We start from the raw sequence: 14669 nt of genomic DNA on the forward strand, positions 1-14669 counted from the left end.
ACATGAAGCAAAAAATACTATTGGTCGGATTTCTCTTTTCTTTGTTCATGGTTTGCCGGGCGAACAAACAAGACGAAGTGACGTTTTTTGCCCATATCATTCCTGAACAGAATGCTCTGTTCGTTGGAGATAGCTGCTTGGTGAATATCGTTCTTTATTCCTCACATCCTTTTAGCGAAGTGAAAAGCTCACCGGAAAGGTTGCGTGTTAAAAATGGAAATGTTCGCTTATTGCCACATCTCAAACTGCGTGCTCAGGAGAGAGTCATTGTGGACAACAAAATTTTCTACGCCATGGTGTGGCAACGGTTTGTCGTGAGCAGTGATAAAAAAGGAGAAATCCGATTTGCTTCCATGAAGTTTATTGGAGAGTTTATGGCTGACGAAGCCTCTACCCGTCTTTTGGAGCAGTTTTTCGGTGGCCTTCCCCATACTCCCCAAAAGATAAGGAGCAACTGTAAGCTGCCTGTCTTTTCACTTCCGGTTAAGCCACGCCCCAAACGCTCCACTCAACAAATGATGTCTGCATCAAACAGAGTGGCATAATTCTCAAAATTAGACCTAATTAAAAAGAATATGATTATCGCTGTTGATTTTGACGGTACGATTGTTGAACATCGTTATCCTGCCATTGGAAAAGAAATACCGTTTGCCATAGCCACCCTTCGTCAGTTGCAAGCCGATGGACATAGATTGATTTTATGGACAGTAAGAGAAGGTGCTCTTTTGGACGAAGCCATTAAATATTGCGAAGATCGCGGAGTGACGTTTTACTCGGTAAACAGAGATTTTGAAGAAGAGGATGGCACGGGACGTGGATTTTCTCGCAAAATAAAAGCAGACCTCTTCATTGATGACCGAAATGTTGGAGGTCTGCCGGATTGGGGGACGATCTATATGCTCGTCCAACAGCGTATCTCTTGGGAGGAATATCTCATTCGGCAGGCTGTCATTCCTCAAAAGAAAAAGCGAGGATGGTGGCCGTTTTGATGATCAGAACCACACGTATCGCTTTTGATAAAAGTAAGTGATATTTCGGTTCGCTTTGCCTTAAATGGAGAAGATTTGAGGAATATTAAACTTTTTACCTTTTTGTTTTCGTTATCGAGGAAAAAGTTATCTCGAACTATACAAAGGTTCCAATTAAAAGAATTATATTTGCAAGCGGAAGGTATTTTTTCCTTGTCGTTATTCGGTGGCTTTGAACAACGGTAACAAAACATTTGGAAAAGAGGTTTACAATCGCAGATTGTCCGAAGCCCTCCAATACACAACAATACAATCAAACATATGGCCAAAATAAGATGTGTGGGAGTCATGACTTCCGGTGGAGATGCTCCGGGCATGAATGCTGCAATACGTGCAGTAACACGAAGCGCAATATGCAACGGATTCAAGGTAAAAGGGATCTATCGCGGGTATGAAGGATTGATGAATGGAGAAATCAAAACCTTCACAACGGAAGAAGTGTCGGGTATTATTCAAACGGGAGGGACGATTTTGAGAACTGCCCGATCCGATGAATTTAGAACGCCGAAAGGACGTAAACGTGCCTACGATGTCTTGAAAAGCGAGGGGATTGATGCTTTGATCGTAATTGGCGGCAACGGTTCGCTCATGGGAGCGATGACTTTTGCCGAGGAATATGATTTTCCTTGCATTGGATTGCCGGGTACGATTGACAATGATTTATATGGAACAGACAATACCATAGGATACGACACTACCTTGAATACCATAATGGATTGTGTCGATAAGATCCGTGATACGGCCAATTCGCACGAACGTATATTCTTTATCGAAGTTATGGGAAGAGATGCCGGATTCTTGGCACAATATTCTGCGATAGCAGCAGGAGCGGAAGCTGCAATCATTCCCGAAGATTCGACAGGAGCCGATCAGCTGATCGAGTTTATGGAGCGTGGAATACGTAAATCAAAGAAAAGCTGTATGGTAATTGTCAGCGAAAGTCCCCAATGTGGTGCCTTGTATTATGCTGACAGAGTGAATAAAGAATATCCTCAATTTGATGTGAGAGTTTCTATCTTAGGGCATTTGCAAAGAGGAGGAAAGCCCTCTGCATGTGATCGCATACTGGCATCTCGCATGGGAGTTGGAGCAATCAATGCACTTGTTCAGGGACAACGAAATGTAATGGTCGGCATACGAAACAATACGATTGTATATGTCCCATTTATTGAAGCAGTACAAGAACGTAAGCAAATGGATACTCAATTGATTAAAGTGCTTGGAGAACTCAGTATTTAATGTTTGAATGCAATAACATGAATCTAACAATCGGACATATTTCTCAGATCATCGGTCCCGTCGTCGATGTCTGCTTTTCTACAAAAAAAGGTACTTCCGAAGAAGTGCTGCCTCGTATCCATGATGCCCTTGAAGTGACTCACCCCGATGGGAGAGTGATCGTAATGGAAGTGCAACAGCATATTGGGGAAGACACAGTTCGCACTGTCGCCATGGATAACACAGACGGTCTTGCACGCGGCTTGGAAGTAAGGCCTGTCGGAACTCCTATTTCCGTACCTACCGGAGAGCAAATCAAAGGTAGAATGCTTAATGTTATAGGTGAAAGCATTGATGGTTTGCAAGGTTTGTCGAAAGCCGAAAATGCTTATCCGATACATAGAGAAGCACCCAAATTCGAAGAACTTAAAACAAGTCAAGAAGTACTGTATACGGGGATTAAGGTCATTGACCTTTTAGAACCCTATGTAAAAGGAGGAAAAATTGGACTTTTCGGTGGTGCAGGGGTCGGAAAGACTGTACTAATCATGGAATTGATCAACAATATCGCCAAAGGACATGATGGATTCTCTGTCTTTGCCGGTGTTGGTGAACGTACACGTGAAGGGAATGACTTGTTGAGAGAAATGATAGAGTCCGGTGTTATCAAATACGGCGATGAATTTCTCGAAGCTATGGAGCGTGGAGAGTGGGATCTTTCCAAGGTGGATTATGAAGAGGTCAAGAAGAGCCAAGCCACATTGGTGTATGGACAAATGAATGAACCTCCCGGAGCTCGTGCTTCCGTGGCTCTTTCCGGACTTTCTATCGCAGAGTCTTTCAGAGATAGTGGATCGGAAAGCGGGAAATCGACTGACATACTTTTCTTTATCGACAATATCTTCCGATTTACTCAGGCCGGATCTGAGGTGTCTGCTTTATTAGGGCGTATGCCATCGGCTGTGGGTTATCAGCCGACGTTGGCTTCGGAGATGGGAGCGATGCAAGAACGGATTACGTCCACAAAGAACGGATCTATCACCTCTATTCAAGCCGTTTATGTTCCTGCCGACGACTTGACCGACCCTGCACCCGCCACCACTTTTACACATTTGGACGCTACGACGGTTCTTTCACGTAAAATAACAGAATTGGGGATTTATCCCGCAGTAGATCCTTTGGACTCGACCTCGCGTATTTTAGATCCTAATGTAATCGGTTGGGATCATTATAATTGTGCACAACGAGTAAAACAAATTCTTCAAAAATACAAAGAACTTCAAGACATTATTGCCATTCTCGGCATGGATGAATTATCTGATGAAGACAAGCTTATTGTGAACCGTGCACGTCGTGTACAGCGTTTCTTGTCGCAACCTTTCACTGTGGCCGAAAAATTCACCGGCGTAAAAGGTGTGATGGTTTCCATTGAAGAAATTATAAGAGGATTCAACATGATTCTTGATGGCGAAGTGGATCACTTGCCCGAACAGGCTTTCCTAAACGTTGGAACGATTGATGATGCCATTGAGAAAGGAGACAAAATTCTGTCTGCCGCAAAAGGTTAATGTAATATGCCCAAACCAGAAAAACTACACGTTGTCATTGTATCCGTGGAACGGACACTCTATGACGGATTGGTAGAACGCCTGTTTGTCCCGGGAGAAAAAGGACGTTTTGAGGTTTTGAAAAATCATGCCTCAATCATATCTACTTTAATACCCGGAAGTGTTGTTTGCGAAGGAGAAAATGCATTTGAAATCAGTATTTCCGGAGGGTTTGTTGAAGTGAAGGATAATGAAGTCACACTTTGTGTAGAAACGTTATAATATATGTTGAAGCGTCTAAGATCAGTATTCACACTTGCCGTGCTCTTTCTGTTGCTTTCGCCAACTCTGTTGATGATAGAACAGAGCGTTGCCGCTATCAGAGTAGAACAAGTTGCATGGGAACTCATCGTCCTTTCTGTTGCATTTTTTGCGTTCTCTTTAATGGAGATGTTCGTAATCCATGCATTGGAAAAATCCTCTTCTTACTATCTTGGAGCCAATTTATTGTTTTCTTTACTTCGTCTTTTATTAACGGCCGGTCTGCTTTTCTATTTTAAGTGGAAAACCACTTCTGATTTCACCATTGTGTTCGTAAATGTCTTGGTGTTGTATTTTGCCACACTACTCTACTCCACATGGTGCAGACAAAAAGAAAACAAACAAAAAGTTCATACCTCATGATTTCTGTACTTAGAACATCTCTCTTCATCTTCATGCTTTCTTGTTTTGGCTGTTTTTCTGCGGCCAACGCCTCTGATATTTCCAAGAAAGAAGAAATCAATGTTTCGGAGTTTGTTTTAGAGCATCTTTCTGATGCTTACGAATGGCATATCACCACGTGGAATGAACATCACATTTCAATTCCTCTTCCTATCATTGTAAAGGGAGATACTTCCGGTTGGCACGTGTTCAGCAGTTCACGTTTACATGAAGCAGCCTTACATGGTAGAGATTATAAAGGTTTTTTCCTCTCTCCACAACACCATAACAAAATCTGCGAACGTTTACCTGACGGTAGAGTTATAAGGCCTTGGGACATATCGATTACCAAAAATGTGGTGGAGATATGGTTGGTGGTATTGATTCTTTCCGCTATTTTCTTGTATTGTTCTTGGTGGTATAAGAAGCGGGATCCGCAAAGCGATGCCCCCAAAGGCTTTGTCGGAATGATGGAAATGTTGGTCATGAATATAAATGACGAAGTCATCAAGGCATCAATCGGAGAAAAACATTATAAACGTTACGCCCCCTATTTGCTGACGGTTTTCTTTTTTATCTTTGTAAATAATTTGTTGGGGCTGATTCCGTTTTTTCCGGGAGGAGCCAATGTTACGGGCAATATAAACGTCACTTTGTTTCTGGCCGTAGGAACGATGTTGGCTGTCAATTTATTTGGCAATAAGGAGTATTGGAAAGAAATTCTTTGGCCTAATGTTCCCTTATGGCTGAAAATTCCACCCGTTATGCCCATTATCGAGGTCTTCGGGATTTTCACAAAACCATTCGCGTTGATGATCCGTCTTTTCGCAAACATTATGGCCGGACACGCGATCATTTTATCTTTTACTTTTGTGATATTTCTGACTTGGCAAATAAGTTCTGTTACGGGATCTATCTTTACCGTATTTAGTGCTCTGCTCATGGTCTTCTTGAATTTCCTCGAACTCCTTGTCGCTTTTGTACAAGCCTATGTCTTTACGATACTATCTTCTGTGTTTATCGGTCTTTCCCTACCGGAACATCACAAAGAATAAATATAAATAGCACAATAAATAATTCAACAAACCATTTTAAAAACTTACTACTATGATCTTATCTCTTTTGGAAGCAACTACCGGACTTGCACAACTCGGCACTGCAATCGGCGCCGGTCTCGCCACAATCGGTGCCGGTATCGGTATCGGTAAAATCGGAAGTTCGGCAATGGAAGCCATGGCGCGTCAGCCGGAAGCTTCGGGTAAAATCACGACCAGCATGATCATCGTTGCTGCATTTGTCGAAGGAGCTGCTCTGTTTGCTATTGCAGCTTGTGCATTCCTTATTAAATAAAACTGAGAAAATAAATTTATCATTATGGAGTCATTGAATTTGCCCTCCATTCTCACTCCTGATTTCGGACTCCTTTTTTGGATGTTCATTGCATTTGCCGTGGTTTTCTTTATCTTGGCCAAATTTGGTTTTCCGGTGATCACCGATATGGTTGAAGCTCGCAAGAAATTTATAGACGAGAGCCTGAAAAATGCAAGAACAGCCAATGAAAAGTTGGCAGAAATTCAGACCGAGAGTGAACAAATGCTTCGTGAAGCTCGTGAAAAACAAGCTGAAATACTAAAAGAAGCGGCGGCAACTCGTGACGCAATTATCAAGGAGGCCAAGAATAAGGCCGAAATAGAAGGCAGTAAAATCCTTGAAGAGGCAAAGGCTCAAATTAAAATAGAGAAAACCAATGCCTTGCGGGAAATACGCTCACAAGTGGCCGATTTGTCTATCAAGATAGCTGAGAAGGTGATTCGCAAAGAACTCGAAAAAGAAAAAGAGCAAGAATCTTTCATTCTTGGCGTACTCAATGATATAGAAAAAGAAACCAACTCCTAAATACACGCAATGGATATTGGAATCGTTGCATCACGATACGCAAAAGCTCTTTTCCGCTTTTCTGTGGAGAAGAATGAGGAAAAAACAGTTTATTCCGAAATGCAAAGACTGGATCGGAGCTTTCGACAGGTCGCAGCTTTGAATGTAACTTTGCAAAACCCCCTTCTCAAAAATGAGCAAAAAATATCATTGCTCAGCATGGCTTGTGCAGAGGAGAAACAAGAAATAGCAGAGAGTACAAAGCGTTTTATCCGGTTGGTCGTAGAAAAGAAGCGTGCAGAAATGATGCACTTCATTGCAACATCGTTTGTACGTCTTTACGAAGAGGAAAAGCGAATTGTCAATGCACATCTCACATTAGCCACTCCTGCAACAGAGCGCGTTACGGAGCGTTTACTGTCTTTGGTAAAAGCACGCACAAATAGAGAAGTATGTCTTAATACCAACGTGGATCCGACTTTACAGGCCGGCTTCATCTTAGAGTATGACGACTATCGATTGGATGCGAGTCTACGGGGACAGCTTGAAAATTTGCGTCGTGATTTGAAATAAATTCCTAACAAAGTATTATCATTATGCCCAATAATATTAAGCCGAGTGAAGTTTCTGCCGTTCTTCTGCAACAACTGCATGATTTGGCCACTGATGTACAGTTTGAAGAAGTTGGTGTCGTCTTGACTATTGGAGACGGTGTGGCACGCATCTATGGTCTGACCAAAGTTACGGAAAACGAACTGATAGAGTTTGACAACGGAGTGATGGCCGTGGCCATGAACCTGGAAGAGGACAATGTCGGTGCCGTGCTCTTAGGCTCTTCCGAAGGAATTAAAGAAGGTCAAAGAGTAAAACGAACCGGTCGTGTAGCTTCTATCATGGTCAATGAAAACATGTTGGGGCGCGTAATAGACCCGCTAGGAAAACCCTTGGACGGTGCCGGCGAAATCGAAGGAGAAAAGTTTCTTATGCCCCTTGATCGCAAAGCTCCGGGAGTAATCTATCGGCAGCCTGTCACCCAATCATTGGCAACAGGTCTGAAAAGTGTAGACTCGATGATCCCCATCGGTCGCGGACAGCGTGAACTCATCATCGGCGACCGACAGACGGGAAAAACTGCCATAGCCATTGACACGATCATCAATCAACGCCACAATTATGAAGCCGGCGATCCCGTGTATTGTATTTATGTTGCCATCGGACAAAAAGCATCGACTGTGGCCAACATCGTGAATACGCTGAAAGAGAAAGGGGCGATGGATTATACCATTATCGTATCGGCCACGGCGGCTGAAACGGCGGCTTTACAGTATTATGCTCCCATGGCCGGTGCTGCGATCGGTGAATTTTTCCGCGACCGTGGCAAGCATGCACTTGTCGTTTACGATGATCTCTCCAAGCAGGCTGTTGCCTATCGCGAAGTTTCTCTGATCTTGCGTCGCCCGTCGGGACGTGAGGCTTATCCGGGCGATGTATTTTACCTTCATTCTCGTCTTTTGGAGCGTGCCGCAAAAATCAATGACCAACAAGAAGTGGCTGAGAAGATGAATGACCTTCCCGAATCGCTGCAAGGAAAAGTAAAAGGCGGCGGTTCGCTCACTGCCCTTCCTATCATTGAAACACAAGCCGGAGACGTTTCCGCCTATATCCCGACCAATGTTATTTCTATCACAGACGGACAGATATACTTGGATACAAACCTTTTCAACCAAGGTTTCCGCCCTGCTATTGATGTCGGTATTTCCGTGTCCCGTGTCGGCGGATCGGCGCAAATCAAATCCATGAAAAAGGTGGCTGGAACACTAAAAATTGATCAGGCACAATATCGTGAGTTGGAGGCTTTTGCCAAATTTTCCGGAGATATGGACTCTGTGACGGCCATGACTATCGATCGCGGAAGAAAGAACAATCAACTCCTTATTCAATCTCAATATAGTCCGATGCCCGTAGGAGAGCAGATAGCAATTCTCTATTGCGGCACGAAAGGCTTGCTTACCACAGTGCCATTAAACAAAGTGCGCGATTTTCAGGAGCAATTTCTCAATGTGTTGCGTGCCTCACATTCCGATACGATATTGGCCTCGCTGTCTGCCGGTTTGCTTTCCGAAGAGGTTGAGAACGCAATACGAAAAGTTGCCGCCGATGTTTCGGCTCTTTATCAATAACCACGAAAAACTTCTCTTGGCATAACGTGCGACTGCGTCATCCTGCGACGCGTAAAATAAGGGAGCAAACGATCTGAAACTCTTCTCTCTAAACGTAATAAATATCGATAAATCATTCTGTTATGGCTTCATTAAAAGAAGTGAAAACTCGAATAGCCTCTGTCAATAACACCCGTAAAATAACGAGTGCCATGAAGATGGTGGCAAGTTCCAAACTTCATCATGCTCAACACGCCATTGAACGAATGCGTCCTTATGAGAAGAAACTAAACGGAATGATGTCTGCGTTTGTCGCTTCATTGGAAGGCGAGGTTTCTTCTCAATTTTCTGTCGAACGCAAAATCGAAAGAGTCGCTTTGGTGGTGTTTTCATCGAATTCCAGCCTCTGCGGTGGTTTTAATGGCAATGTCATTAAACAGATGCGCCAAACAATAGAAGATTACCGCGCACAAGGGATAGAAGTTGCGCATCTCTATCCTATCGGCAAAAAAGTGACTGAGGCTGCGAAGAAAATGAATTTCTCCATCGAAAAGGAGCTTTCCGAAATCTTGGACAAACCTCAGTATGCTCCCATAGCGGCACTTTCTGCCGAGCTGATGCGTCAATATTCTGCCAAAGAGATCGATCGTGTGGAGATTTTGTATCATCACTTCAAAAGTGCAGGCAGCCAAGTGCTGACAACGGAACAATTTCTGCCTGTCAAGTTAGAAGTTATGGAAAGCACATCCGGGATAAGTGATTATATCATAGAGCCTTCTCTACAAAAAATGATAGAAAATCTTATTCCCAAAGCTCTTCATCTGAAATTATATTCCGCAATGCTCGACAATCTCGCGTCCGAACATGCCGCTCGTGTCATAGCGATGCAGGTAGCAACAGACAATGCCGATGAATTGCTTCGTGAATTGACTTTGCAATACAATAAGACACGACAGCAGGCCATTACTGCGGAACTGCTTGATATTGTCGGAGGTTCGTTACAATAGTTCCCTCAGATGAACGGAAGTTATGACTTGGCGTTTTTATAACTCACAATGATCATTGCCAAAGCATAGACATCGGTTTCATTTATGGAAAATGTTAGTGATATAAAAGCTCCATGAAACTCCTACCCACTTATTAAATACTACATAACGAGTAGAATTGTTTAGCTCTGAGGCTGATAATTCTACTCGTTATGTAATTATATCGTCGGCTTTCCTGCCATTCTTTCTTCTACAACTATCTTTTTATAGAACTCTTTATCAATGGATTTCTTGCTGTTTCTCGATAATTTAGACCAAAGCATAACATTGTTTCTGAATGGAAGTGATTCTTTGTATCTGGATAGTTTTGCGTTTTTAGCCACCAAAACTTTTACTTGGATACTGTTTTTTGCCTCCCTGCTCTATGTCATTTTTCGGGAGCATGATTTTCGCAGTTTTCTTTTGGTCATCTTTTTTTTAATCTTAGGGCTATTTATTGCCGATCAAGTTGCCTCTTCGGTTTTTAAGCCTTGGGTTGCTCGATTAAGACCCTCTCACGACCCTCTTTTAATAGATCAGATTGATATCGTTAACGGATATAGAGGAGGAACCTATGGTTTTTTTTCTTCTCATGCTTCCAATACCCTTTTTGTCGGCACGTTTCTCTCCTTGCTCTTTCGACATCGTTCCGCAACCCTTTGCTTAATTCTGTGGGGAGTGCTTAATTGCTGGACGCGTGTTTATTTGGGAGTACATTATTTCGGAGATGTCTTGGTCGGTGCTCTGTTTGGAATTGTGATAGCTCTTGGGTGTTACCGCCTATATCTTTATCTGTTGCCAAAAGCAAACGTCAGGGCCTATGCCTCCGCGACATTGGACTATATTCCTCTTTCATTTTGGCTGACTTTGCTTCTTCTTGCCATACCTTGGCAATTATACTTTTAATTGTAGATGTCCGATAAAATGCTTTTTATTCTGCTGCTACTACCGGAACGTCTGCACAAACTACCTCAGTAATAGTTTTTTCTACTCGTTACTCCGTTTGTACGACCTCCTTGCCAAATGTGTGCCGGCACGTTAAAAAGAATATTTGAACGCACCGAAAAGAAAGTTTGTCGATACTTTCTGAGAAAGCATCTTTCTGCCTCTATCAAGACTTCTTTCTTTTTTTACCTACATATCCTACATTTCTCCTTCAATATGCAGATATATAATCTGTTGCGAATGTAGACAATACAAAAAAAACTACATTTATTGGTACAACCTACACAGGACATCGGGTAGGCATACAAATGTCCGAAATCACAACTATGTAGGCAGTGTAGGTTTTTGGAAAATCCGTCTACATTCATATTTCGATGATAATCAACGATTTAATAGCCCTCTCGATATAGAAAAGAAATACAACATACACTTATATACTATTGGAAATCAAACACATTCAATAAGAAATGTATGTTTTTCAACAATCGCGCATTAGAGAGGTAAATGGTTTCTCATAACCAATATAAGCACAAAATAGGAGGCTCCGCAAAACTTCTTTTTCTGTCAGTTTCCTCTTTTTTCGTATCTTTATCCTATGAGCCGAAAAACGGGTACGGTGTTTTTTGCCCAAAACATATAAATTTGTATTTTTGCAATTCATTAAGAAGCCCCTCAGCCTCTTTTTCAATTTGTCGTTACTGTTGGTTTCCAGTTGAGAAACACATATCACGGAGTTTTTCTCTGTGACACCAAGAAAAATAGATACACCATGTATAGAACTCACAACTGCGGTGAACTCCGCATCAGCAATGTCGGTCAATCCGTCACACTCTCCGGATGGGTACAACGTCTTCGAAGAATGGGAGGAATGACTTTTGTCGATCTGCGCGATCGCTATGGCATTACGCAGCTCGTGTTCAACGAAGAAATGAATGCGGAACTCTGTAACCAAGCCAATAAAATCGGTCGCGAATTTGTCATTCAAGCCACCGGTAATGTCAGCGAACGATATTCCAAAAACGACAAAATACCCACCGGGGATATTGAAATCATCGTTGAAACGCTCAATATTCTCAACCCCAGCGACGTTCCTCCATTCACCATCGAGGATAACACGGACGGCGGAGATGATTTGCGTATGAAATATCGCTACTTAGACCTGCGTCGCAACAATGTGCGTGCCAACATCGAGCTGCGCCATAAGTTCTGTTTGGCGGTGCGTAGATATTTGGACAGTCTTGATTTTCTTGAAATCGAAACTCCCGTTCTTGTCGGTTCCACTCCGGAAGGAGCACGCGACTTTATCGTTCCTTCTCGCATGAATCCCGGACGTTTTTATGCTTTGCCGCAAAGTCCGCAGACCTTGAAACAGTTGCTCATGGTAGCAGGAATGGATCGCTATTTCCAAATCGTCAAATGTTTCAGAGATGAAGACCTCCGTGCAGACCGACAACCGGAATTCACACAGATCGACTGCGAAATGTCGTATGTGGAACAAGATGACATCATCAACACCTTTGAAGGGCTGACAAAATACTTATTCAAGGAAGTCCGCAATCACGATCTTGGAGATGCTCCTTTCCTTCGCCTTTCATGGCATGAAGCCATGCGCCGTTTCGGAAGCGATAAACCCGACATGCGCTTCGGCATGGAATTTGTAGAATTGATGGAAACTTTGAAGGGAACAGGAGATTTCACGGTGTTTAATGACGCTGTCTATATCGGCGGAATCTGTGCCGAAGGATGCGCCGAATATACCCGTAAACAAATCGATGAACTCACAAACTTTGTGAAATCCCAACAAGTCGGCGCAAAAGGCCTTGTATATGCCCGTGTGCAAGAAGACGGTAGCGTCAAGAGTTCGGTAGACAAATTCTATTCTCCCGAAGTGCTCAACCGTCTTAAAGAAACGATGGGAGCCAAGAAAGGCGATTTGATCCTTATTCTCAGTGGTGATGACGCCAATAAGACACGTCGGCAACTCTGTGAACTTCGCCTTCTCATGGGAGATCGTCTCGGACTTCGGGATAAGAATAAGTTTGCTCTTCTTTGGGTCGTGGATTTCCCGATGTTTGAATATAGCGAAGAAGAAAATCGCTTCATGGCCATGCATCACCCTTTCACTTCGCCCAAACCTTCCGACATAGAAAAGCTCGAAACCTCTCCTGCAGAAGTATTGGCGGACGCCTACGACATGGTATGCAATGGTGTGGAAGTCGGAGGAGGTTCGATCCGTATTCATGACGCGGAACTACAAGCCAAGATTTTTAAGGTGCTCGGCTTCACTCCCGAAAAAGCTCAGGAACAATTTGGTTTTCTCATGAATGCCTTCAAATATGGTGCTCCTCCCCATGGTGGTTTGGCCTATGGTCTTGACCGCTTCGTAAGCCTCTTTGCCGGCCTTGACAGCATCCGTGATTGCATCGCTTTTCCCAAAAACAACTCAGGGCGCGATGTCATGCTCGATGCTCCCTCGTTTGTTGATCAAAAACAACTCGACGAACTGCATCTCAACCTACTTCCTATCGAACAAAAGTAAAATCCCAAAAGCGAATTGCACTCCTTCCTCGCGTCGGGGTGCATTTTGCTTTTAACCCGATTGTTTATGATATACTCAATGACAGGTTACGGCAAAGCCGATACGACTTTCAATGGAAAGAAAATACATGTCGAAATCAAATCTCTAAATAGCAAGGCACTTGACCTCAATACCCGTATCGCCCCACTCTATCGAGAAAAAGAGATAGCCATCCGAAAAATGATCGCCGCCGAATTGGAACGGGGAAAAATCGATGTTTCCATTTGGTGCGAGAAGGGAGGCGAACAGTCCGGGGGGATAATCAATACCGAAATTGCCGCTTCTTATGTTCGTCAAATTTGCGAAATCAGTAAGCATATAGAAGAGCTCGAACAGCCTTCGCCCACAGAAATATGGAATCTCCTCGTTCGCTTACCGGAAATCACCCAACCTTCCACCATCGAAGAGCTCGATGAAGAAGAATGGGCTGTGGTGGAAGAAGGGGTACGTCAAGCCATTCAGCAGGTTATGCTCTTTCGCCGACAAGAAGGGGAGGCTTTGGAACGGAAGTTCCAAAAAAACATTTCTACAATTGAAACCCTCATGCGCAGTATCGAACCTTTCGAGCAAAGTCGTGTAGAAAAGATCAAAATCCGACTTGAAGAGCGACTTACTGAACTCACCGGTATCGACTACGACAAGAATCGCCTTGAACAAGAACTGATTTACTACATTGAGAAATTAGACATCAACGAGGAAAAGCAACGGCTTACCAATCATCTTGCCTATTTCCGGGAAACCATGGAAAACGGACGAGGCCAAGGTAAGAAACTCGGATTTATTGCCCAAGAAATGGGTAGGGAAATCAACACCACCGGTTCTAAGAGCAACCAAGCAGAGATGCAAAACATTGTGGTGAAAATGAAAGATGAATTAGAGCAAATCAAAGAACAAGTGCTCAACGTGATGTAGTTGTGCAAACAGAGGCATTTAACTCATCAGTACTCCTTTATAGACCATATTTATTCATGAAAAAAGTAATCGTATGCTCTGCACCTTCGGGTTCGGGGAAAAGCACACTTGTCAACTACCTTATTGAAAGAGGTCTTAATCTTCACTTTTCCATTAGTGCAACCAGTCGCCCTCCTCGAGGATCCGAGCAACACGGAGTGGAATACTTCTTCCTCACTCCTGAGGAGTTCAGAACACATATCGAAGCCGGCGACTTTCTTGAATATGAGGAAGTTTATGCCGATCGGTTCTATGGAACACTCAAACAGCAGGTAGACTCTCGTCTTGAAGAGGGACAAAACGTGATCTGTGATATTGATGTAAAAGGAGGATTGAGCATTAAGCGGCACTACGCCGACCGCTGTTTGAGCCTCTTTATTCAGCCCCCTTCTATCGAGGCTTTGCGCAAACGCCTCGAATGTCGAGGCACAGAAACGCCAGAAGCAATACAAATGCGCCTTGACAAGGCGGAATATGAGATGAGTTTCGCTCCACAATTCGATACGATCATTATCAATGATGATCTTGAAGAAGCCAAAAAGCAGATATCCAAGGCTGTTACTGACTTCCTTGATCAATAAACGTACATACATGATAAAAACAAGCATGATATTTTCTTGAAAAATACCATGCTTGTTTTT

The 14669-nt window shown here is 43.2% G+C and carries 16 protein-coding genes; all 16 read left to right on the plus strand.

Features of this window, described 5'->3' with window-relative positions:
* Nucleotides 1–2 precede the first annotated feature (2 nt).
* The 16 genes from EII14_RS01990 to gmk all read left to right on the plus strand — a co-directional run bounded on the left by EII14_RS01990 (nt 3) and on the right by gmk (nt 14609).
* Nucleotides 3–545 (plus strand): hypothetical protein, encoded by a 543-nt coding sequence (locus EII14_RS01990; RefSeq protein ID WP_124930900.1) that lies wholly within the window; start codon nt 3–5, stop codon nt 543–545.
* 30 nt (nt 546–575) lie between these two features.
* On the plus strand, nt 576–989 hold the full coding sequence (locus EII14_RS01995; RefSeq protein WP_124930901.1) for a BT0820 family HAD-type phosphatase: 414 nt from the start codon (nt 576–578) through the stop codon (nt 987–989).
* Between the two features lie 300 nt (nt 990–1289).
* On the plus strand, nt 1290–2267 hold the full coding sequence (gene pfkA / locus EII14_RS02000) for a 6-phosphofructokinase (protein ID WP_124930902.1): 978 nt from the start codon (nt 1290–1292) through the stop codon (nt 2265–2267).
* A gap of 17 nt (nt 2268–2284) precedes the next feature.
* Complete coding sequence (atpD, locus tag EII14_RS02005) at nt 2285–3814, plus strand: F0F1 ATP synthase subunit beta (RefSeq protein WP_124930903.1); 1530 nt, start codon at nt 2285–2287, stop codon at nt 3812–3814.
* Nucleotides 3815–3820: 6 nt separating this feature from the next.
* A complete protein-coding gene (locus tag EII14_RS02010) occupies nt 3821–4075 on the plus strand; it encodes a F0F1 ATP synthase subunit epsilon (RefSeq protein ID WP_124930904.1) in 255 nt (84 codons plus the stop codon).
* A 3-nt stretch (nt 4076–4078) separates the two neighbouring features.
* Nucleotides 4079–4477 carry a hypothetical protein gene (locus EII14_RS02015; protein WP_124930905.1) on the plus strand — a complete coding sequence of 133 codons (399 nt, stop codon included), beginning with the start codon at nt 4079–4081 and terminating at the stop codon, nt 4475–4477.
* Nucleotides 4474–5550, plus strand: a complete 1077-nt coding sequence (gene atpB / locus EII14_RS02020; RefSeq protein ID WP_124930906.1) for a F0F1 ATP synthase subunit A — start codon at nt 4474–4476, stop codon at nt 5548–5550. The genes EII14_RS02015 and atpB overlap by 4 nt, the downstream gene beginning before the upstream one ends.
* 52 nt (nt 5551–5602) lie before the next feature.
* On the plus strand, nt 5603–5845 hold the full coding sequence (atpE, locus tag EII14_RS02025) for an ATP synthase F0 subunit C (RefSeq protein ID WP_124930907.1): 243 nt from the start codon (nt 5603–5605) through the stop codon (nt 5843–5845).
* 81 nt (nt 5846–5926) lie between these two features.
* Nucleotides 5927–6391, plus strand: coding sequence for a F0F1 ATP synthase subunit B (gene atpF / locus EII14_RS02030; protein WP_370241715.1), 465 nt, complete (start codon nt 5927–5929; stop codon nt 6389–6391).
* A gap of 9 nt (nt 6392–6400) precedes the next feature.
* A complete protein-coding gene (locus EII14_RS02035; RefSeq protein WP_124930909.1) occupies nt 6401–6943 on the plus strand; it encodes a F0F1 ATP synthase subunit delta in 543 nt (180 codons plus the stop codon).
* A 23-nt stretch (nt 6944–6966) separates the two neighbouring features.
* Entirely contained in the window at nt 6967–8550 is a 1584-nt protein-coding gene (gene atpA, locus EII14_RS02040; RefSeq protein ID WP_124930910.1) for a F0F1 ATP synthase subunit alpha, read from the plus strand.
* Between the two features lie 122 nt (nt 8551–8672).
* Complete coding sequence (locus EII14_RS02045; protein WP_124930911.1) at nt 8673–9536, plus strand: F0F1 ATP synthase subunit gamma; 864 nt, start codon at nt 8673–8675, stop codon at nt 9534–9536.
* A 261-nt stretch (nt 9537–9797) separates the two neighbouring features.
* Nucleotides 9798–10460, plus strand: a complete 663-nt coding sequence (locus tag EII14_RS02050) for a phosphatase PAP2 family protein (protein WP_124930912.1) — start codon at nt 9798–9800, stop codon at nt 10458–10460.
* Between the two features lie 808 nt (nt 10461–11268).
* Nucleotides 11269–13038, plus strand: coding sequence for an aspartate--tRNA ligase (aspS, locus tag EII14_RS02055; RefSeq protein WP_124930913.1), 1770 nt, complete (start codon nt 11269–11271; stop codon nt 13036–13038).
* Between the two features lie 66 nt (nt 13039–13104).
* Nucleotides 13105–13989, plus strand: coding sequence for a YicC/YloC family endoribonuclease (locus EII14_RS02060; protein ID WP_124930914.1), 885 nt, complete (start codon nt 13105–13107; stop codon nt 13987–13989).
* Nucleotides 13990–14045: 56 nt separating this feature from the next.
* On the plus strand, nt 14046–14609 hold the full coding sequence (gene gmk, locus EII14_RS02065; protein ID WP_124930915.1) for a guanylate kinase: 564 nt from the start codon (nt 14046–14048) through the stop codon (nt 14607–14609).
* Nucleotides 14610–14669: the final 60 nt, after the last annotated feature.

Source organism: Alloprevotella sp. OH1205_COT-284 (genome assembly GCF_003859795.1).
Classification (GTDB): domain Bacteria; phylum Bacteroidota; class Bacteroidia; order Bacteroidales; family Bacteroidaceae; genus Alloprevotella.